Source organism: Lysinibacillus sp. FSL P4-0201 (genome assembly GCF_038593425.1).
GTDB classification, from domain to species: domain Bacteria; phylum Bacillota; class Bacilli; order Bacillales_A; family Planococcaceae; genus Lysinibacillus; species Lysinibacillus capsici.
In genome coordinates this window covers 349,643-370,860 of record NZ_CP151995.1, presented here as the reverse complement: position 1 = coordinate 370,860, position 21,218 = coordinate 349,643, and the positions used below count along the sequence as shown (strand labels likewise).

Annotated in this window: 20 protein-coding genes, 1 pseudogene and 1 other annotated feature; of the genes and pseudogenes, 10 read left to right on the top strand and 11 right to left on the bottom strand. The window is 36.1% G+C overall.

Annotated features, from left to right (window positions below):
- Positions 1-117: 117 nt before the first annotated feature.
- Positions 118-1,167 carry an NAD(P)/FAD-dependent oxidoreductase gene (locus tag MKY76_RS01740; RefSeq protein WP_342557311.1) on the bottom strand — a complete coding sequence of 350 codons (1,050 nt, stop codon included), beginning with the start codon at positions 1,165-1,167 and terminating at the stop codon, positions 118-120.
- A 297-nt stretch (positions 1,168-1,464) separates the two neighbouring features.
- Here MKY76_RS01740 and MKY76_RS01735 point away from each other — a divergent pair, with 297 nt between their 5' ends.
- From MKY76_RS01735 to MKY76_RS01720, 4 genes are all read left to right on the top strand, one after another.
- Positions 1,465-2,043: a dienelactone hydrolase family protein gene (locus MKY76_RS01735; RefSeq protein ID WP_054549041.1), complete on the top strand. Its 579-nt coding sequence runs from the start codon at positions 1,465-1,467 to the stop codon at positions 2,041-2,043.
- Positions 2,044-2,054: 11 nt separating this feature from the next.
- On the top strand, positions 2,055-3,011 hold the full coding sequence (locus MKY76_RS01730; RefSeq protein ID WP_054549040.1) for a LytTR family transcriptional regulator DNA-binding domain-containing protein: 957 nt from the start codon (positions 2,055-2,057) through the stop codon (positions 3,009-3,011).
- Between the two features lie 145 nt (positions 3,012-3,156).
- The gene (locus tag MKY76_RS01725) at positions 3,157-4,005 is read left to right on the top strand and encodes an ABC transporter ATP-binding protein (protein ID WP_048393190.1); all 849 of its coding nucleotides are present in this window, start codon (positions 3,157-3,159) and stop codon (positions 4,003-4,005) included.
- Positions 4,002-4,709 (top strand): ABC transporter permease, encoded by a 708-nt coding sequence (locus tag MKY76_RS01720; RefSeq protein ID WP_048393188.1) that lies wholly within the window; start codon positions 4,002-4,004, stop codon positions 4,707-4,709. The genes MKY76_RS01725 and MKY76_RS01720 overlap by 4 nt, the downstream gene beginning before the upstream one ends.
- Here MKY76_RS01720 and MKY76_RS01715 read toward each other — a convergent pair.
- Together MKY76_RS01715 and MKY76_RS01710 are read right to left on the bottom strand one after the other, a co-directional pair.
- Positions 4,706-5,878, bottom strand: a complete 1,173-nt coding sequence (locus MKY76_RS01715) for an ATP-grasp domain-containing protein (protein WP_016991600.1) — start codon at positions 5,876-5,878, stop codon at positions 4,706-4,708. The genes MKY76_RS01720 and MKY76_RS01715 overlap by 4 nt on opposite strands.
- Positions 5,879-5,993: 115 nt before the next feature.
- Positions 5,994-6,581: a GNAT family protein gene (locus MKY76_RS01710; protein ID WP_342557310.1), complete on the bottom strand. Its 588-nt coding sequence runs from the start codon at positions 6,579-6,581 to the stop codon at positions 5,994-5,996.
- Between the two features lie 98 nt (positions 6,582-6,679).
- Between MKY76_RS01710 and MKY76_RS01705 the strand changes: the two genes are divergently transcribed.
- Positions 6,680-8,041, top strand: coding sequence for a PLP-dependent aminotransferase family protein (locus MKY76_RS01705; RefSeq protein WP_342557883.1), 1,362 nt, complete (start codon positions 6,680-6,682; stop codon positions 8,039-8,041).
- Between the two features lie 105 nt (positions 8,042-8,146).
- Positions 8,147-8,953 carry an EcsC family protein gene (locus MKY76_RS01700; protein ID WP_054549038.1) on the top strand — a complete coding sequence of 269 codons (807 nt, stop codon included), beginning with the start codon at positions 8,147-8,149 and terminating at the stop codon, positions 8,951-8,953.
- A 47-nt stretch (positions 8,954-9,000) separates the two neighbouring features.
- On the opposite strand, the gene MKY76_RS01695 is transcribed toward MKY76_RS01700, so the two are convergent.
- Positions 9,001-9,969, bottom strand: a complete 969-nt coding sequence (locus tag MKY76_RS01695; RefSeq protein WP_103117341.1) for a zinc-binding dehydrogenase — start codon at positions 9,967-9,969, stop codon at positions 9,001-9,003.
- 64 nt (positions 9,970-10,033) lie between these two features.
- On the opposite strand from MKY76_RS01695, the gene MKY76_RS01690 reads away from it, so the two are divergent.
- Positions 10,034-10,657 carry an alpha/beta hydrolase gene (locus MKY76_RS01690; protein WP_048393179.1) on the top strand — a complete coding sequence of 208 codons (624 nt, stop codon included), beginning with the start codon at positions 10,034-10,036 and terminating at the stop codon, positions 10,655-10,657.
- 52 nt (positions 10,658-10,709) lie between these two features.
- Positions 10,710-10,974, top strand: a binding site (T-box leader).
- Between the two features lie 66 nt (positions 10,975-11,040).
- Positions 11,041-12,285: an MFS transporter gene (locus tag MKY76_RS01685; protein ID WP_342557309.1), complete on the top strand. Its 1,245-nt coding sequence runs from the start codon at positions 11,041-11,043 to the stop codon at positions 12,283-12,285.
- A gap of 81 nt (positions 12,286-12,366) precedes the next feature.
- Here MKY76_RS01685 and MKY76_RS01680 read toward each other — a convergent pair whose 3' ends face one another.
- The gene (locus MKY76_RS01680; RefSeq protein ID WP_066038399.1) at positions 12,367-13,095 is read right to left on the bottom strand and encodes an IclR family transcriptional regulator; all 729 of its coding nucleotides are present in this window, start codon (positions 13,093-13,095) and stop codon (positions 12,367-12,369) included.
- 436 nt (positions 13,096-13,531) lie between these two features.
- Between MKY76_RS01680 and MKY76_RS01675 the strand changes: the two genes are divergently transcribed.
- Together MKY76_RS01675 and MKY76_RS01670 are read left to right on the top strand one after the other, a co-directional pair.
- The gene (locus MKY76_RS01675) at positions 13,532-15,136 is read left to right on the top strand and encodes a M20/M25/M40 family metallo-hydrolase (protein ID WP_342557308.1); all 1,605 of its coding nucleotides are present in this window, start codon (positions 13,532-13,534) and stop codon (positions 15,134-15,136) included.
- A 99-nt stretch (positions 15,137-15,235) separates the two neighbouring features.
- Positions 15,236-16,731: pseudogene (locus MKY76_RS01670) on the top strand (alanine/glycine:cation symporter family protein).
- A 95-nt stretch (positions 16,732-16,826) separates the two neighbouring features.
- On the opposite strand, the gene MKY76_RS01665 reads toward MKY76_RS01670, so the two are convergent.
- The 6 genes from MKY76_RS01665 to MKY76_RS01640 all read right to left on the bottom strand — a co-directional run bounded on the left by MKY76_RS01665 (position 16,827) and on the right by MKY76_RS01640 (position 21,216).
- Positions 16,827-17,786 carry a methyl-accepting chemotaxis protein gene (locus tag MKY76_RS01665; protein ID WP_342557307.1) on the bottom strand — a complete coding sequence of 320 codons (960 nt, stop codon included), beginning with the start codon at positions 17,784-17,786 and terminating at the stop codon, positions 16,827-16,829.
- A 132-nt stretch (positions 17,787-17,918) separates the two neighbouring features.
- On the bottom strand, positions 17,919-19,103 hold the full coding sequence (locus MKY76_RS01660; RefSeq protein ID WP_004227760.1) for an NAD(P)/FAD-dependent oxidoreductase: 1,185 nt from the start codon (positions 19,101-19,103) through the stop codon (positions 17,919-17,921).
- 45 nt (positions 19,104-19,148) lie between these two features.
- Positions 19,149-19,577 carry a DUF1641 domain-containing protein gene (locus MKY76_RS01655; protein WP_004227758.1) on the bottom strand — a complete coding sequence of 143 codons (429 nt, stop codon included), beginning with the start codon at positions 19,575-19,577 and terminating at the stop codon, positions 19,149-19,151.
- Positions 19,578-19,660: 83 nt separating this feature from the next.
- The gene (locus MKY76_RS01650; protein WP_255349861.1) at positions 19,661-19,792 is read right to left on the bottom strand and encodes a hypothetical protein; all 132 of its coding nucleotides are present in this window, start codon (positions 19,790-19,792) and stop codon (positions 19,661-19,663) included.
- Positions 19,793-20,114: 322 nt separating this feature from the next.
- Positions 20,115-20,411, bottom strand: a complete 297-nt coding sequence (locus tag MKY76_RS01645; protein WP_112117109.1) for a cupin domain-containing protein — start codon at positions 20,409-20,411, stop codon at positions 20,115-20,117.
- A gap of 184 nt (positions 20,412-20,595) precedes the next feature.
- A complete protein-coding gene (locus MKY76_RS01640; protein ID WP_016993441.1) occupies positions 20,596-21,216 on the bottom strand; it encodes a TetR/AcrR family transcriptional regulator in 621 nt (206 codons plus the stop codon).
- Between the last annotated feature and the right edge of the window lie 2 nt (positions 21,217-21,218).

Here is a 21,218-nt window from a genome sequence, read left to right as displayed (position 1 = left end):
AATCAGCGTTATGTTTTCTTTTTTATATTGATAGTCCATCAGAAGTATTTCTTCTAAAATATACATCAAGACAAAAAGAAAGGAACACCAACAATATATTAGTGCTCCTAAAATTGATTATTTTAAACTTTCCTGTAATAGCTTACGATTACGTTGTTTGAAAATGTCATTATGTGAAGAAACAATACCTCCCTCAGAAGCATCAGGTTGAATATACTTCTTCGCACTATTCACTGCATGAAGTGCATCATGAAAGGCTGCTGCAATTAAATGAATTTTACCATCATGGCTCAAAATATCACCCGCAGCATAAAGGCCTGGGATCGATGATTCACTATTAATCGTACCAGCGATAAAATAATCATTTTTGCGCTCAATGGCTAATGGACTATTATCTAACAATTCTTTATCACGCACATACCCATGACTAATAACAACTTCATCAATAGGAATTTCTGTTACAGTCCCAGTCTCATGATTTGTTAAAGCAATAGCTTTAATCATTCCTGCTTGATCGTCTGCAATCAGCTTAGTAATTTCAGAATTGAAATGGCATTCGATCGAACTATTTGCAAGCTCTGTAATTTGAGCCTCATGTGCAGACAATGTATCTTTTCGATAAGTTAAATAGACCTTGGATGCTACCTCCGTTAATTCTAATGCCCAGTCTACCGCTGTGTTACCACCACCAGAAATAATAACTGCCTTATCTTTAAATTTTTCATAGGATTTAATTGTGTAATTTAAATTAGATACTTCAAAGCGTTCAGCCCCCTTAATTTCAATTTTTTGAGGATTTAGGATGCCACCACCAATAGCAACGATAACTGTTTTGGAATAATGAATATTCCCTGACTCTGCTGCGATGACAAATATACCATCTTCATTTTTAGCAATGGACAGCACTTTTTCATTTGTATAAATAGAAGGATTAAAGGTTAAGGCTTGCTCAACTAATTGTTTAATTAGTTGCCCCCCTGATATAGGCGTTACACCTCCCACATCCCAAATCATTTTCTCTGGATAAACATGAATTTTACCACCTAGCTGTGGTTGTGATTCAATTAGCTTGGTTTTCATTTCACGTAAACCACAATAAAAGCTTGAATATAAACCCGCTGGCCCACCACCAATAATGGTTACATCATACAATTCTTGTTCTAACAATTCCTAACACACCTTTCATTTGGTCATTACTATCTCAACAATTGGACTAGCTCATACTGCATAACAGCTCAATCGTAAATGTCTAAATGTAAATATTGCTTTGGAAAATCCTCCTTAACTCCATTATACGATAATGATAATCATTATCAAATAAAATTATAACAAATCATGATATTAAATTTATGTATTTGTCCATAAAAATTTTCATCATTATGCTTTTGCACTATTCATTCTAAAAGCAGATTATACGTTTTACTTACTTTTTGATACACTATTGGAAAAAAGATCGAGGGCACAATGAAAAGAAAAATTTTTATATTACATGAAATCTATGGAGTTAATCATTTTATTGAAGAACAAATACAAATATACAGCGATGAGGACACTGCCGTTTCCCTTATTTCACTTTATCCAGAAGGGCTTTCCTTTCCATATGACCAGGAAAAACAAGCCTATGACTTTTTCTTACAGACAGTTGGCTTTGATGCTCCTCTTGAGTTGCTTTCACCAAAAATATTGGAGGCTTGTGAAAACTACAACGAGGTAATATTAATTGGATATAGTGTAGGTGCAACTTTAGCCTGGAGATTAACTACACTCCCCCTACACCGTGTCATTTGTGTATATGGCTCACGGATCCGCCAATACCTTGATAACATTCCATCTTGTCCAACTTTGGTTGTTTTACCTAGCCATGAAGATAGTTTTGATATTCAATCATTGAAGGATACTCTTGTAAACATACCGAATGTTCAAATCAAACAATTTCAAGGCTTACATGGCTTTATGGATGCCTCTAACTCAAACTACTGTCAGTTGAGCCACTCGCAAGCACTCAACGACATTCAATACTTTTTACAAGCTAGCAAGCTATAGGAGGAATAAACGTGGAACAAAATATTGATATTCAGGTTGATCCATATATTGAAGCAGGCAATGTTATTTATCCAAGCTTCCATCTTTCTCTACAACCTGGCACGATTATAGGCATCTATACAGATGTTTCCAAAATACATACATTAATGCAATGGTTTATGAAACGAGATGATACGTGTACTTCTTTTCGTGAAAGCTCGTTATATGAGCGACTCACAGCGCGCGAGTATATCCAGTTCATTTTAAAGCTTTTTAACCGCCCAACTAATGAAACAGAGAACATATTGAAGCTTTTTAAACTTACTGAACAAAAAAACAATAGAATTAGTAAGCTTTCTAATAGTGAAAAACAGCGATTAAAACTATTGAATATGTACCTACATCCGGCATCTATTCAAATTTTAGAAGAACCTTTTCAAAATATAGATGAATTTTCAAAGCAAACTATCCAACAGTTATTAAAAAATCTTGCAAAAGAGCATAAAATTATCATTTTGTTATCAAATAATCTAGAAGACTTAATGGTTGCAAGTACAACTATACATCGATTAGATGGGGCAGACTTACATACTTTAGACGTAAAAGAGGGTAGCCTTGAGCAAGCTCCAAAGCCTCTTGAAGATGCACCAATTCGACTAGATAAAATCCCAACAAAGAAAAATGAAAAGATTATTTTATTTAATCCACCCGAAATTGATTATATTGAAAGTGTTGAAGGAGAAGTATCTATTTATGTAGCAGGTGAAGCTTATCCATGTACTCTATCGCTAAATGAGTTAGAGCAAAAATTGACACCATTCGGCTTTTTTAGAAGCCATCGTTCTTATATTGTGAACCTACAAAAGGTTCGAGAGATTATTACTTGGACACGCAATAGCTATAGCTTAGCACTCAACAGTACAGAAAAGACAGTTGTTCCACTGTCGAAAAATAAATTGGCAACTTTAAAGGAAATACTCGGAATTTAGTAGATTTCCCAGGAAATAATCGACTCCTGTCACCTTTAATAATATTCCATTAAAGGTCCTTTTTCTGCCATTCACATGATTTTTACTGTGAGCCTTACCCTTGTTGTTTATAGTGTAGACATCAACAACAAACAGGAGGTTACACATGAACGCAGTGATTGATGTGCAACATTTGAAAAAAATTTTTAATAATGAAACAGCATTACAGGATGTTTCCTTTACCATTAAAAAAGGGGAAATATTCGGCTTTCTTGGCCCAAGTGGTTCTGGTAAAACTACTACAATTAAAATATTAACCGCACAAACAGATAAATCGGCTGGTAATGTTCTATTATTTGGGCAGCATGCATCTGAAATGAAGCAAAGTCAAAATCGTAAACGTTTTGGTATTTTAACAGATAATAGTGGCTTGTATACGAGACTATCAATTGAAGAAAATTTAATACTTTATAGTAATTTATATCAGCTATCTCAATCTGCTGTAAAAGAAGCTTTGGACTTTGTCAATTTATATGCAGAACGTAAGAAAAAGATCAGTCAGCTTTCCAAAGGAATGATTCAACGTGTTACACTTGCTCGTGCAATTATGCACAAGCCCGAATTATTATTTTTAGATGAGCCGACTTCTGCTTTGGACCCAGTAAATACCCAACATATATATAATGGCTTACGAAAATTAAATGCTATGGGTACAACAATTTTTTTAACAACACACGATATGAGCGAAGCAGAAATACTTTGTGATCGTGTTGCTTTCCTGCATAAAGGGAAGATCCGAGCAATCGGCGCTCCAAAAGATCTAAAAAAAGAATTTGGCTCTGACACTATTACAGTAGAGCTTAAAAATGGTGAACAGGAAATTATAGAAAATGGTTCTCAAGATGCAGAGAAGTTATTGCAATGGATGCAATCCGATCAAGTTACACGTATCTATACAAACGAGCCAACACTAGGTGACATTTTTATGCAAATAACAGGGAGTGATTTAGTATGAATATTTCAATGACACGTATTCAAGCTATATTGATGAAGGATTATAAGGAATTCTCACGGAACTATGCCGTATCAACTATGGTATTACTACCACTTATAATGGCGTTTTTATATAATCAATTAGGTGCAAATACTATTAGCATGTATTTTCTACCAATTAACATGACATTTTCCATAGTGACTACTTACGTACAATGTAGTTTAATTGCAGAAGAAAAGGAAAAAAACACTCTTCGCAGTCTTATGCTCTCCCCTGCCTCACTTGGAGATATTTTAATTGGTAAAAGCCTGTTTGTTCTAATTGTTACAATTGTATCTGTAACAATGGCTATTTTTCTAGTTGGCTACGAACCTGCAAACCTTTTTATCTTAGCAATTGCATTATTGCTTTCTGCTGTGTTTTATATTGCTCTAGGTACAATATGTGGTTTATTTGCTAAATCTATTATGGAAGCATCTATTATTGTGCTGCCTGTAATGGTGATCTTCTCATTTGGTCCTCTGGCCTTAGCTCTATCTTCGGCATACCCAATCTTAAAATTAGCTGAATGGCTACCAAGCTCACAGTTATTACTTTTAGCAGAGGCGTTAGAAGGTAAGTATTCTATGGCAGATGTTCTCATTCCTATGATTACGATAATTGTATGGTCTCTTCTTTCTTGGATTTTCGCAGCAATTATCTATAAAAAAAGAATGGTCGATTAAAGACCATTCTTTTCTTCAGGTAATAATTCCTTCTCCCGTTTTTCAATTTCCTCTAACGTATCTGCATACCATACACCGACAAATCTTGAAGGGACGGACTCCTCAAAATAATCACCATCATAGAAAGATAAAGGAAATAACATACCCTTTTCTATATATTTCTTAATTGTTTGATAGAAATGATCATTCTGTTGTGGGCTTTGTGATGAATAGGAGCTAAATTTATTGATGGGCTTTCCTAAAGCATCATGAAACATCAGCATTGAGGTTGAACCATTTTGGCGGAAATTTAAGTCTATTGCTTGAACATCACCAGCTTCCGTGACAATTAAATCAAAGCCTGCCACACCGACAAAGCCTTCCTCAACGCCACGTTCCATAATATGCTTTCCTACTTCAATTACTTTTTCGGGTACTTTATCTACAATGATATTCCCTTCGTAAATGCCGTTATCATCCGTAATTTGCTGGGAAGCTCCTAAGTATTGAATCCCTAGCTCCTCTGAGTAAACAAATTGACAGCTATAGTTGTCCTTTGTCTGTAAAAGCTCCTCAATAATTATACTTTCAGTTCCTGTCATGCGAAATTGTCGTAAACCTTCCGTCAATTCATCTTTATTATGACAAATGGTAACGCCATATCCTCCCGAGGTTGGCGAATCATCACCAGGCTTTAATACTACAGGGGGCTGCCAATTTTTAATGGCATCTGAAAGTCTATACGTCTCCACATTTAGACGACTTGGCACATATTTACTATCGATTAAATGATCAATATAAGCTTTTGTATTCAACTCATTAAATTTCTCCGCATCCATCCAATAACATTGACGATCCATATGCTCCAGGTCGTGTATATATTGACATACAATGGTCTTCCCTTCCTTACACCAAGTTTGGATCTGTGCCAGATATTCCTCTTGAGTCTCATAACTATAAGGCTGTTCTACCCATGGTAATCCTGCTAATTGATGAAGCTCTTGCGCCTTTTCTGTTTGTGTTGCTCGATGTACTAGCACGGGGATATCAGCAATAGCAACTTCTCTTGAGGTTAAAGCATCTAGCTTATGAGGATCATCCATCATCCACGGATTATCGCTATACGGTGTTCTTGGTGTATACACAGCATTATCACCATAAATTTGTCTTAACGTGTATTTAGGTTTCAAGTAGATTACCCTCTTTCAATTTTTCGGTACTCTACTCTACCCTCCCCTTTATTTTTTGACACTTTTTATAAGAAAAAAGGGTTTTACGGGTTATATAAATCCCTTTTTATACCTATTAACATCCCAATTGCACTAATAGACTTTCTAAATGCTTTTTCACCTGTGGCCATTCTTCTATTGTAATGCTATACATAACGGTATGCCTAGTTGTCCCATCTTTGCGAATCATATGGTTACGCAATATTCCCTCTTTTGTAGCACCAATTCGCTCAATTGCCTTTTGAGAACGAATATTTTCATGATCCGTTTTTATTTGTACACGTTGTAAATGAAGATGCTCAAAAGAGTATCGTAATAGCAAATACTTACAATTAGTATTAATAGCTGTACGCCAGTATGCGGGTGTTAGCCATGTATAGCCAATTTCTAATCGCTGATGCTTGTCATCAATATCCATAAAACGTGTAGACCCGATAATGTCCCCTGATTGTTTACCCACAATCACAAATGGAAATTCTGTTTTTTCGTTTTTTGCCTTTAATGCGTTTTCCACAAATTTATTCACATCTTCCTTTTTTTCTATGGTTGTGGACATATGTGACCAAATTTCTGGATAACTTCCTGTCTCTAAAATTCCTGGTAAATCGCTCAATTCTAAAGGCTTTAGTTTAACCACTTCATTTTCTAATGTTATAAATTCCATTACACTTCACTCCTTTTTACTTATTTAACGGTAAAATTGATATGATATATATAACCAATTACTAAAAAATCAACCATACCAGAGGAGGAGGAAATTATCTGGAGCTCTCCATTATATTTACAGGCAATCTAGCGAAATACATTCAAATCTATGAAGAAATAAAGCATAAGATTATTACTAAAAAATTACTTGCTCATGAACAACTGCCTTCTAAACGAGCTCTCGCCCTAACATTGAATGTGAGTGTACACACCATAAAGGAAGCCTATGAGCAGTTACTCGCAGAAGGCTATATTTATAGTAAAGAGCGTTCTGGTTATTTTATTGCGCCCTTTGAATTTGATTGGCTACAGCAAGTACCCCGGCATGTATCTGTTCCAAGTAACAATATCCCTAACAGTATACAATTTGATTTTACAAATGGACATGTGGATAACGAGGCTTTTCCCTATGCTGCTTGGCACAAGCTTATAAAAAAGCATTTTAATAGTAACAACTTATCAACAAGCCCTTGGGAGGGAGAGACAACTTTACGCACAGAGATTGCCCGCTATGTAGAGCGTTCTCGTGGGGTTAGCTGTGATGCTTCACAGGTATTTATATACAGTGGTACACAAAGCCAGCTTCAGGCTCTTTGTCATTTTCTTGGGTCTGCGATACGCGTTGGGTTAGAGGAGCCAGGATTTAAAAGAGTGCGTGCCGTTTTACAGCAATGTGGATTGTCCACAGAGGCGATTCCTGTGGACTATTCAGGGGTTACACTCCCTGCAAAACCAATTCACATGTTATACACAACACCTGCTCATCAATTTCCATTAGGCATGATTATGACCATAGAAAGAAGAGTGGCATTGTTACAATGGGCTAACTCGAACGCGGGGCTTATTATTGAAGATGATTATGATTCCGAATTTCGTTATAAGGGGCTACCAATCCCGTCTTTAGCAAAAATGGATCAGCTTCAGCGTGTCATTTATTTCGGAACATTTTCAAAAACATTACTTCCATCCTTACGCATTAGTTATATGATCCTTCCAAAGTCTTTAGTAGTGCCGTTTATGACTTTTCATTCTGAGCAAAAATCGGTTGTCTCCAAAGTAGACCAACTTGTCTTAGCAGACTTTCTTGCACAAGGTCTATTCGATAAGCATTTGGCAAAAATGCGAACAATCTATCGTAAAAAACAACAAGCATTATTGACCGCCATCTCTTCACATTTTTCAAATGAATTTCAAGTAATCGGTGAAAAATCCGGACTTCATATAGTCATCAAGCTACCACAACATCTCACCGAGAGTAGAGCGATTCAGCTTGCTCAAGAGGTAGGGGTTCAAGTCTATCCATGCTCTACCTCCTATCAGAATGGAACAAATGAAACCATGATCATTATAGGGTATGGTGGACTGACACTTCAGCAAATAAATGAAGGAATTGCACTCCTTGCGTCCGTTTGGCAATAGCATGTGATTCATTAGTTTGTCGAAATCTCATTTAAATAAAGCGAAACTTTATATAGTTTTTTTCGTATTTAAAGTTAAATGGACACATAAGGGGATAAGACAATAATGGAGAATCGAGAGTTATTAGAGCAGCATTTACAAGAGATTCAAGTGTGGGAAAAAGATCAAAAAGATTTATGGTTTTGGGAGAAATTAGGGAGAATACCATTTAAATTATTAGATAAAATGACACCTGCCTTTCTCCAAAATAAAATTGCTTTATTGGTAGATGAACTAGGCAATTATATTCAGTCTGGTGGAAAGTATTTAATCAATGAACAAGCCATGATACAAAAAATTCGTGACCATTCTTCCACTCAGCATATTATAACTATATCTGATATTGGTCAGATTCCTTTAGAGGACATGATCTCCCTCAGTGACAAATTACAAAATGAACGTGTGAAATTTGCTACTGTACAAGGAGCCTCTACTGGCTTTGGAGGCATCTTTACTTTAGCTATTGATATTCCAATGATTTTAGGGACTGCACTAAAAACTTTGCAAGAAATAGCAATTATTCATGGCTATGATCCGAACGATAAAATGGAACGTATTTTTATTGTAAAATGTCTACAATTTACCTCTGCTGATATTGTTGGTAAAGAAGCAATCTTACAGGAGCTTTCTACTATAAATAGCTCAAAAAAAGCTTCAGATAACATGATTTCTCAGCTTCAAGGATGGCAGGAGGTATTTTACACATATCGTGATCAGCTAGGCTGGAAAAAGCTGTTTCAAATGATCCCTATTGCAGGGATGGTTTTTGGAGCCTATGCTAATAAAGGCATGATTCAGGATGTAGCCGAAACTGGTATTATGCTTTATCGTAAAAGACGTATTTATGAAAAACTTACTGAACTAGATTGTTGATCGACAAAAGATGACACTCCAAATATGGGTGTCATCTTTTTTGTGCTTTATATTTTAATAAGTATTTTTCCTTGGTGCTGACGACTTTCCATAAATTCATGAGCCTTTTTCATTTCCTCTAAGGCAAATATTTTAGCAATTGGCACCTGAAAACTGTCTTCGTTTACTAAAGAGAAAATATCCTGCGCCACCTGTTGTAACAGTTCTGGCTTCAAAGCTCTTGTCGTACCTAAGCTAAATCCTTTTATATTGCGGCAGCTATTATGTAAATCTGCTGTTTTTATATTTCCTGCTCTTCCTCCACTATTCCCGAATTGGACAAGCGTGCCATAAGGCGCTAAACAAGTTAAACTCTCCTCGGTGATGGCTCCTGCAATAGAATCGTACACAATATCAACACCCTGACCCTTTGTAAGTTCATTGACATTTGTACTAAATTGATCATATGTAAGTACATGATCCGCACCAAGCTGATAAACAATTGGGGCTTTTTCTAAATTACTCACCGTACCTATAATCTGTTTAGCTCCGAGCCTTTTGGCCATTTGGACAAGCATTGTCCCTACCCCACCAGAAGCAGCATGAATTAAGACGGCATCCTGCTGACCAATGGCCGCTATTTGATGTGTTAACATATATGATAAAAATAAAACTGTCGGTACAGCTGCTACCTTCTCGATTGGTACCCCACTAGGAATTTTAAAAACTAGTTGTTCCTTTGCTACTACAAATTCTGCATAAGCACCGTTTTTCGGGAATGCGATAACTTGGTCACCCTTTTGAAAACCACTGCTATCATTAAAAACTTCTTCAATTACCCCTGCAACATCTAAACCAAGAACCATCGGAAAATTTGCTTTAGCTTTATTACCTGTGCGATTTTTAATATCTGCAAAATTTACGCTTGTATGGGTTGTCCTTATTAAGACTTCACCCTCAGAAATAGTCGGTTTTGGACAATCAATAAAAGTTAAAACATCCGATGTACCAAATTCATTGATAATAATAGCCTTCATAAATTTCTCCCTCCTTGCTATGGTAAAATTATATACTATATATAGAAATGATGGAGGAATATTCATGAAAATCAAACCTAAGCACGCCATGTACAATGGTATATCCTACAATTTTTTTGATGGAACAAGCGATAAGGTATGTTTTATGCTCTCTGGCACGGGCTATACCTATGATAAACCTATACTTTATTATTCTACGGCATTACTGTTAGAACTTGGCTATGATGTCGTCCAAATCAATTATACATTTGAGCAACAGCAATTCGAACAGGACTCCCAAGCCATATCAAAAATGGTCTATCGTGTTGCCAACCCTATTGTAGAAAATAGCTTGCAATCAAAGCCTTATAGAGAAGTCGTTTATCTAGGAAAATCTTTAGGTACTATGCCTATTGTCGATTATTATATGCAGCAGACTCCTTCTATTCCTGCTCGTTATGTACTTTTCACCCCATTACTTTCTCTTCAACATACAATGACAAATCTATTAGACAAACATGCATTTTTGGCAATTGGTACAGCGGACCCTCATTATTCACAGGAGAAGCTAGCGCAACTTGCTACCCTTCAGCTTGCTGTTTTTGAGGACCTTAATCATTCACTTGAAATTCCTTTGAATGCTGTTTTATCCATACAGCACTGCCAATCGCTGATAACACAATTAAAAATCTTCCTACAAAATAATTAGTAATATTTTTATAGTACTATTTACCAAAATCGTGTACATATGCTACACTAGCAAAAATACATTGAAGAGAAGAGTAAATAAGGCTGTTCTTCCCAGAGAGCTCGGATTGCTGAAAACGAGTAAGAACGAATTATTGAAACAAGCCTCGGAGTAGCGCATTGGATTTTGTTTGAATGATGGTGCGACGGGAACTCCCGTTATAGAGTTACAGTATAAGCATAGGCTCTATGCCGTACTGAAAAGGCTATTATGGTGACATAATAGTGAACTAGGGTGGCACCACGTGAGTATATAAATTCTACAACCTCGTCCCTAAGACTAATCGTCTTGGAGGTGGGGTTTTTTATTTTGCAAATCGTCACTTTGCTTAAGGAGGAATTTATATGAGAAAAGCTTTAGAAAGCTGGCGTTATCCTGCCATCCTATTATGTAGTATTGGTGTTTCAAGTGTTGGCGAATGGATTTATTTTATCGCCTTAAATTTAATTGTGTTAAACCTCACAGAATCTGCTCTGGCTGTCTCTGGATTATATATTGTAAGAGCGATCTCTTCCTTGTTCACTAATTTTTGGTCAGGAAGCCTAATCGATCGTTTTAATAAGAAAAAGCTAATGATTTTTCTAAATTTGGTTCAATCTATACTCATTGTCATACTCCCCTGCTTTTCTAGCCTCTTGTGGATGTATGTCCTTGTTTTTCTCATTACAGTAGCTAGCTCTATGTATCAGCCGACATCTATGACTTATATCACTAAGTTAATTCCTGTCGAACAAAGGAAACGTTTTAATGCATTACGCAGCTTACTCGACTCTGGTGCATTTCTAACTGGACCAGCAATCGCAGGTTTCTTGTTCACAGTCGGAACACCCTATATGGCCATATATTTAAACGCGATTGCTTTATTTCTATCAGCCTGTATAACGTTCAAAATGCCGAACATTGAAGCCCTTGAAAAATTTATTAATCATACAGAAAAAGCATCCCTTTTTCGAGTATTGCTTCTGGATTGGCAAATGGTCATACGCTTTAGCTTAAAAAATTCCTATGTTATGGTAGTCTATTTGTTGTTTAGTGCTATCATCATCTTGATGACAGCTACTGATTCTTTGGAGGCTGCCTTTGCAACACAGATATTAGCTTTATCCGAAGGAGAATATGGGATTTTAGTCAGTATCGCAGGGGTAGGTGTTTTATTTGGCTCGCTAACCAACTCTGTTATTGTTGAAAAAATACCAACTTCTTGGTTAATAGGTATGGGGTCTCTCGTAACAGCACTGGGCTATTTAATATTTACCTCATCCTTTTCCTTTCTTATAGCTGCTATAGGTTGCTTTGTATTATCCTTTGCAACTGCCTTTGCGAATACAGGATTTTATACATTTTATCAAAATAATATTCCCTCTGAGAGCATGGGTCGTATAGGAAGTATTTATGGATTTTTTGAAGCACTTTTTATTATTATTTTTACTACTATTTTTGGGATTTTCGCTGAATGGATTACTATACGCTCAGTTGTCATTAGTGCATCCTTTATGATGGCATTTGTAGCTGTCATTCTACTATGGCTAAATATAAAACCTTCGAAAAGCCACTATTATAAAAGGTTGATAAGTAGCAAGCAACAGTAATCTCACTTTTCATATAAAAATTAACCATCTAATGTCTACTAATTACTGACACTAGATGGTTTTTTATCGAAATAAGCAATTTTATATATACCCTAATTCAAAGGATAGCTGCTGTGCAGTTTTAAGGACTTCCTGTGTTATACTTTCTAATTTTTCAGCATCTGTATCATATTCAAAGCACTCTGCACTAATGGCTGCAATTGTTTGTTTATTTGAATCAAATATAGGTGCTGCTATGGATACTGTCCCCTTTGTTTTTTCTCCAACGCTTATGGCAAAGCCTTTTTCTCTTACATCATTGAGGCTCTCTATCAATTTTTCTTTCTCAGGCTCCTCAAGTTGTTGGAAAAATTGTTGCTGTACATCGCTTTTAGAAAACGCAAGTAATACTTTATTGGGAGCTCCTATAGGATATGGAATTTTTTCACCAATCATATCAATAATACGGACATTTTTAGGACTATCAATTCGATCAATAATAATGGATGCAAACTGTTTAGCAATACTTAAATAGATTGTTTCTCGAACATTATATGCAAGGTTTTCTAATAGAGGATGCGCTTTTTCTCTAATATCCGTCTCATGATACATTTTCATGCCAAGTTGCAGCCATGTATACCCCAATCGAAATTCTTTTTTATTCTCATTTCTCTCTACTAAATCAAAACTTTCTAATGTATATAATAATCTGTATATTGTGCTAGTAGGCAAGTCTGTTTCATTAAAAATTTCTTGCACAGTAAAAAAACGCTTCGGATGCTTCGCCAGTATATTTATAACTAACATTGCTCTTTCGATTGATTGAATCATTACAATTACTCCCTTTCATTTCCCCATATAATCACTATCTTAAGGTTTTTATAGATCCATTTAGCTTTAACTAGGATCATTATGAAATTAAAATTCATGCAAATTATCAAATTTTTATGTACCTTCAATTTTTTACATGTAGCCCTGCTTTTAAATGTAGTTTCATTTTATTTTAACTAATTTTTATGCATATAAATAGATGCTACATGAAATATATACATAGTTCCACTCAATTAGCGCAGAAAATTACGAGTATTCATAAAAATTCAAATTGACAATTTGTTGTTTTGCATTTACGATGAATTTATATTCCACTATGTAGATTTAATTTCATATAGTGAAAAATATATAACGGTAAAAATATGTATTTCTCTACTAATTATCTATTTATATCATCTTGAAAATAAAAAACTTTTCTATAAAAGGAGAAAAAATCATGAATACTTTTATGTGGGATACACCCGAAAAACTACGTGCCCTATTATGTGAACTTGTGAGCTGGGAAAGCCGTACATTAACGGAGGGTGAAAATACATTTGCCTTTCGACTAAAAGATAAATTGTTAACGCTTCCATATTTTGAAAAGCACCCAGACTTGATTGAATTACATGATGCAGGACTTGGCAGAAATGCAGTGACAGCCTTCTATAAGCATCCAACCGCAACTGAAACCGTTGTGTTAATCAGTCACTTCGATACCGTGCATACAGAGGAATATGGTGAACTAGAGCCGTTAGCCTTTTCTCCAGAAGAACTAACGAAAAAGCTAATGGAACCTAAATACCTAAAAGATTTACCAGAGGCAGCTCGCATTGATTTGGCGTCTGGGAATTATTTATTTGGACGCGGCACAATGGATATGAAAATGGGTCTTGCCTTACACATGCAGTTGATCGAAAAGGCAAGCTTTGAGCAATGGCCGATTAATTTGATTTTAACAACGGTCCCTGATGAGGAAGTCAACTCTGCTGGTATGAGAGCGGCTGTTGTGGAACTGGTGAGACTGCGGGAACAGCATGGCTTAACCTATAAATTATTTTTAAATAGTGAGCCATCGTTTTCACAAGGGCCTTCGGATACGAATGAATATATTTATTCAGGTACAATTGGTAAAATTATGCCTGCTGCTTTGTTCTACGGAAAAGAGACACATGTCGGTGAGCCATTAAAAGGGATGACGGCTCCCTTTATCGCTTCCTATATGACACAGCATATGGAGTGGAATCCCCTTTTCCGTGAAATAGATTTAGGCGAAAGCACACCACTACCCGTCTCTCTACAATTAAAAGATTTAAAAATGGAGTATTCTACACAAACACCATACCGTGCGGCGGCACTTTACAATGTCTTTTTGTTAAAACGTACAGCGGCTGAGGTGATGGCTATTTTTGAGGAAGTTGCGTTACAGGCAATGGCTGCTTGCAATGCGCACTATCAGGACATTTGTACACGCGAAAATGTTCAGGGTGTGGGCAAGGTAAAGGTCTTACGCTATGAGGCATTATTGGAGCATGCGATCCATAAGTTAGGAGCTGAGGAAGTACAAGCGATTAAGCACCAGGTTCAGCAGCATCCTGCATGGGATGATCGTGAAAAATCCATTCGTATTGTGGATCAGCTCATGATTCGCTGTCAGGAATTAGCACCTGCCACAGTTCTGTTATATGCACCACCTTACTATCCAGCCATTAATTCATCCAACCATCCATTAGTGAAACAGTCGATTGAATTAATGAAGCAAACAGCTCAAACATTTGATATTGAGGTGGAGCAGATCCACTACTTTAACGGAATCTGTGATTTAAGCTATGTCAATTATTCAGATGCATCCAATGAGTGGCTAGCATTTGAACGGAACACACCTGTATGGGGCGATACGTATCATATTCCATTCAAAGAGATGGCGGCATTACAAGGTCCTGTCTTAAATGTCGGTCCATTTGGAAAGGATGCCCATCAAAAAACAGAACGATTGCATGTGGATAGTGCGTTTAAAGAGATGCCTATTATGATTGATACATTGATTAAAAGTTTATTTTAAATAAAAGAAACTTCATTCAAAATAGCTTTCATATCCTCTCATTTAAATTGTTACCTAATAATCTAAGATGACAAGTACAAAATAGAAAGAGGTTGTTATATGGATTTTGCCGCTTTAACAGGTAAAATAGCAGGGATTATCTGGAGTAACGCTTTAGTTTATCTTTGCTTAGGAGCTGGCGTTTACTTTTCGCTTATTATGAGGTTTCCACAGCTGCGTCTCTTCAAAGATATGATTAAACAATTATTTAATAGAAAAACTTCGGCAAATGGCGTTTCATCTTTTCAAAGCTTTGCAATGGCATTGGGTGGACGTGTCGGAATTGGGAATATAGCTGGTGTAGCTACTGCAATTTATTTTGGAGGACCAGGGGCTATCTTTTGGATGTGGGTCATAGCCTTTTTAGGAGCTGGTGCTGCCTATATTGAGTCCTCGTTAGCCCAGGTTTGGAAACAAGAAATCGCTGGAGAGTATCGTGGAGGGCCAGCATATTATATTGAGAAAGGGTTAAAAAATAAGCCATTTGCTATACTATTTGCTATCGCTACAATTATAGCAACTGGTTTCACTGGTTCAGGTGTTCAAGCCTTTAATATTGCTGATTCAACAAAAAATGCCTTCGGGATTTCACCAATAATTACAGGTATTATTGTTTCTGCAATATTTGGATTTGCTATTTTTGGCGGTATTAAAAGGGTTGGAAAAGTTGCTGAATATGCTGTACCGTTTATGGCAACAGCTTACATACTTCTTGCATTCATTATTTTATTGATCAATATAAAAGAAGTACCTGCAATATTTGCTTTAATTTTCAGCTCTGCCTTTAATTTAAATGCTGCATTCGGTGCTGTTTTTGGAAATGCAATTATGTGGGGAGTAAAAAGAGGGGCTTATTCAAATGAAGCAGGTCAAGGTACTGGGGCACAGGCAGCTGGTACCGCAGAAGTATCTCATCCTGCTAAACAAGGGCTTGTCCAAGCATTCTCGGTCTATGTAGATACACTACTTGTTTGTACAGCTACAGCCATTATGATCATCTCCACAGGCAGTTACAATATTGCCCATCCTAATGGGGGATTTTTAGTTGAGAATCTACCAGGAGTTGAAGCAGGTACTGCATTTGCACAAGAAGCAATTAACTCATTCATTCCTGGTTTAGGAAGTCCTTTTATTGCTATCGCTGTATTTTTCTTTGCAATAACTACTATGCTTGCTTTTGGGGTATACACAGAAAGTAATGTTGCTTACTTATTTAGAAACAATAAAAACTTTGCTACTATTGCTATTGTCGTAAAAGTACTACTAGTTATCTCTATCTTTTTTGGAACGATTCGTTCCTCATCAACTGCTTGGAATCTTGCTGATATCGGTGTAGGTACACTTGCATGGTTAACCTAATTGCTATTATTTTATTAACAAAGCCAGGTATAGCTACATTAAGAGATTATGAAGAGCAAAAGAAGTTGGGGCTTGACCCAGTCTTTATTCCCGAAAGATGTGGAATTAAAGATGCTGAATTGTGGAATGAAATAACTGAAAAAAACTATCCAGATCAATTAGCCGCATTAAAAGAAAAAGTTGGCGACTTGAAATAATTAAATGAACCCTGTAGTAGTCACTAAGAAGTTGAAAAGTTGCTGCTATGCAGGGTTCTTGCTTTTTAAATTTCCATAGAAGGGAGTTAAAATCTCTATCTTTCAGTAGGGAAATGCTTTACTTGATCAACTGCCTCTAATAATTTCTTTGTTACAATTTCTGATTCATCAATATGGCTTGTTAGAACGCGATTTGTTTCATCGAATAAGGCTGTCGTCCTATTAAATTTATGTATAACATCTTCGTTTGATAGCCTCTGATCTTTAATTGAAGCTAATAGCTCATTTATTCCCGTTTGAACATTTGTCATAATGTGCAGTAATTGATCAATTTTTACTGATGTTTTAGCACTTTTATCAATGCCTTCCGTTACTAGCTGCATGTTATTTTTATTATCCTCGTAAGCAAGTCCAATTTGTTCTTCGATTTTCTTTGTTAAATTAGCAATATCTTCTGTGCTTGTTTTCGTATTTTCAGCTAATTTGCGAACTTCCTCGGCAACAACCGAAAAGCCTTTACCATGCTCCCCTGCTCTTGCTGCCTCAATAGATGCATTCAAAGCTAGTAAATTGGTTTGATTTGATATTTCTCCAATAACATTTACAATTTCAGCTATTTGCTTTGAGCGCTCACTTAAATTACTCATGCTTAAAGACGTTTTTTGAGACTGCTCTCCCAACGCATCAATCAAATGCTCTACTTCCTGAACAGCCTGCTTGCTTTCAACCGATAATGTCATCATTTGATCCGAGGAAGAGATTAATAAATTTCCTTTATCTAGGGCATTGTCAGAAATTTTATTGGAGTGAATTGTGCTATCCTCAACTTTATTAAACTCTCCTACAATATCTGCGACCATTTCTCCTAAAATAGTATGCTGGTCATTTACCTTGTTATGTTGTTCAATAGTTTCAATGATTTCCTTATGTAACTCATTTAAAAAAATTTGAAATTCATGATCTTTCTTATCCAGCTTTGCATTCAGTTCATCAATTTTAGCCTTAAATTGCTCTATATCTACTTTTTTTGATTGGAACATTGTTAACACAGCCATCACCTCAGAAAATAGAATATTGAATATGTATTTATTTTACTGGATTTAAAGTAATTAATATACATCTTTAGAAAAAAACAAACACTCACTACTAACAACGACATAGCGTGATAGTAGTGAGTGTTTTGTTTTTTAATAGGCTAAACCAAATAAAGCTTTAATATGTGTTAAGTAACGAATATTAGAAGCTTCTTTCATTAATGTTGCAGGAAGGCCTTTAAGCTCTGTGTTGCTCGCACCAATTGTAGCAACAGCATCTTTACGACCTAAGCTTGCAAGTGTGCCAGAGTTTACAGCTGAGAATGCTTTCATGTCTTGGTTTTTGTATTGTGCAAATACATTATAACCAGCACATTCACCCATTTGCCATGCAACTTGTGCTGTTGGAGCGTATAGTGGACGACCTCCATCAGCTGGTAGTGCAACAGATGCATCACCAATAACAAAGACATCTTCGTGAGACGTAGATTGTAAGAATTCATTAATAGTTGCTTTTCCACGATCAGCAGCTAGACCTGATTCGCCTACGATTGGAAGTGGAGCTACCCCACCTGTCCAAACAAGTGTATTTGCAACAATTGGTTCACGGTCTTTTAAAGAAATAACGTTGCCGTCAACACCTGTTACTGGTGTACCTGTAATAAATTCTACGCCACGTTTAGTTAAGCTTTCAGTAGCGCGTTGGATAAGTGTATCTGGAAGAACTGGCAAGATTTTTGGACCAGCTTCAACAAGTTTAATTTTAAGATCAGCAAAATTAACACCATGTTTTGCAGCGATTTTCGGGAAGTTGTCCACGATTTCACCAACAAGCTCAACACCTGTTAAACCGCCACCACCAATAACGATTGTTGCATCTGCTTCATCTTTAGATTGTGCATATGCTTTAATGCGGTCTTCAATATGTTTGTTGATTTTATTGGCATCATTTACTGATTTAAGAACCATAGAGTTTTCTTCTAATCCTGGGATACCAAAGAATCCAGTTTGGCTACCTAAAGATACTACAAGTGTGTCATAAGTTAATGTATAACCATTATCTAAATCAACTTTTTTAGTATCTACATTAAATTTTGATACTTTCGCAATGTGTAGGTCGATATCTAAACCTTTAAAGATTTTTTTAAGTGGTAATGCAACAGCACCTTCTGCAATTGTACCACCAGCTAAACGGTGAAGCTCAGTGATAATTTGGTGTGTTGGGAATTGGTTTACTACAGTAATTTTAGCTTCATCAGCTGATAGATACTTACGTGCTGTTAATGCAGTTAAAACGCCAGCGTAACCTGCACCTAAGATGACGATTTCTTTTGACATGATTAATTAATCCTCCGTCCTTACGAATTGAATTTACCTTGAGTCTTATTTGGCTTTGCGTTCTGAGCTTACTTGTAAGAAAGCATTAACAAAACGGAAAACATTTTGAACTTGAGGGTCTTTTAACATTTTCACAAGACCGAATAAACCAATCACCTCATGGCTTTCAGATGCACGGTCTTTCGCTTCAATTGCAGTTGCTGCAAGGTTTTTCGCAGAGCCCACTACAGGACCAGCGATTTCTGTTACTGCTCCAACAGTATCGTTTTTAAGCACTTCGTCTGTTGCAACAGCTTGAGCAAACTCATATGATTTCGTTAATAATGTCATCATTTCAGTTAACTTTGGTAATTGCTCAACTAAAGTTGTTAGTGATTCTTGAACTTCAGGCTTTAATAATTGATCTAGTACATCTAATTGCTCTTTACTCACAGTTACTTGTTCAGCCTGTGTTTGGTTATTCGTTTCTGACATTTTGAACTCTCCTTTGCCATCACTAGTACTATTTTTTATTGCTTACATGTAAAAAAGACCATTAAGGTAAAACTTAACAGTCGTTACAGCGTATATCTTACACAATCACCAGTCACAAGGGCTGGATAGCGATTCGTATGACTTGTTATTACAATGTTTACTTTAAATCGCAAAAAGCGCATCATAATACCATCCTTATCTTGTCTTGGTGACATTACAACCTTCATTATAAGACTGTTTGTACATTATTTCAATGAGCTATATCACAATTTCGACAATCTTTTCAAAATTCATTGATTTCATCAGCTATTAACTGTCTTGCTATAATAAATTTTCCAACGCATCATAATTTTTATTGATAATTCCTTTTCCTGTCATCTCTATATCCCCTTCTCTTTGGAGAGCAGATAAACGACGGCTTTAGATTTCTCTAGTAATATTCAATAAGGACGCTAAATCTTTTTTGTTAGTGTCAATAGAAATGTGTCACTCTTGGCTAACAAAGCAGATTTTAGAATATAGGAGCTTTTCTTTATTTTAATTTAGTTTAATGACAATAACACGAACGTCTGTAACTGCTTCTAAGCTGTGCTTTTCAGATGGTTTTAAAGTTAAAATTGTATCTTGTGTTAAAATTTCTTCCACACCTTCAACAATAAAGCGAACTTCACCAAATTGAACAATAATTAGCACTTCATTGTCCGCACGATGCTCAGGAATTTTTTCACCTGCACGCAATTGAATGTTCAAAATATCTGCACCAGCGATACTCCCTAATTTACCAATATGTTTTGTCTTTTCTTCTAGCATTGCTTGGATTGGTATAATTGTCATTGTCATTCCTCCATTACACTGTTTTTATGCTATTATAGGTTCTTTTGATTTACGATGTTCCACTACTTTTTAGGCCACACCCCCCACTATAATGAAGGATCACTCTAATTGTCTGTGACTTACATCACTAAAAAAGAAGTATCCCAAATGAATGAGATAGCTCCTCTTACAAACCTATTTTGTGTTAACGTTTTTCAACAGAAAGCCAGAAGAAATTTGTTACTTCCTTTGCCGTCACATCTACTGAGCCTAGCAAAGTTTTACCATCCCCATCTTTAAAATACCCTACAGTCATCAATGCCATAAAGTTATGAGCGAAAAACTTTGCATTTCCTTTTCGAATTGTGCCCTTTTCCATCTCTTTTTGCATAGCCTGCTCTATTGTTTGATACATACCATTTTCGGATGCTTGAACTTGTCTCAGCTGCGATTCCGATAAATTAATGGTAGCCTCTTTCATAAAATTTTTCATATCAATATCGATAGTGGCTGATAAATGAACCTCAACGAGCTGTTCGAGTCGTTCTTTAAATGGTTTAGGCTGCTCTAAAATTTGTAGAATAGATAGCTTGATACGATCCATCATAGCGATTAAAGCAGATGTATATAAATCCCCTTTAGTTGGGTAGTAGTAATAGACAGTCGCCTTTGTTACGTTACAAGCCTTTGCTACATCATCCATTGAAATATTTTTGTAGCCCTCTTTAATAAAAAGTCTTGTGGCCGTTTCAAGGACAATATCTTTTGTAGGTTTCGCATTTTCATCATGGCGAGGTCTCCCGAGAACACGCGGTGATTGTTTCAACA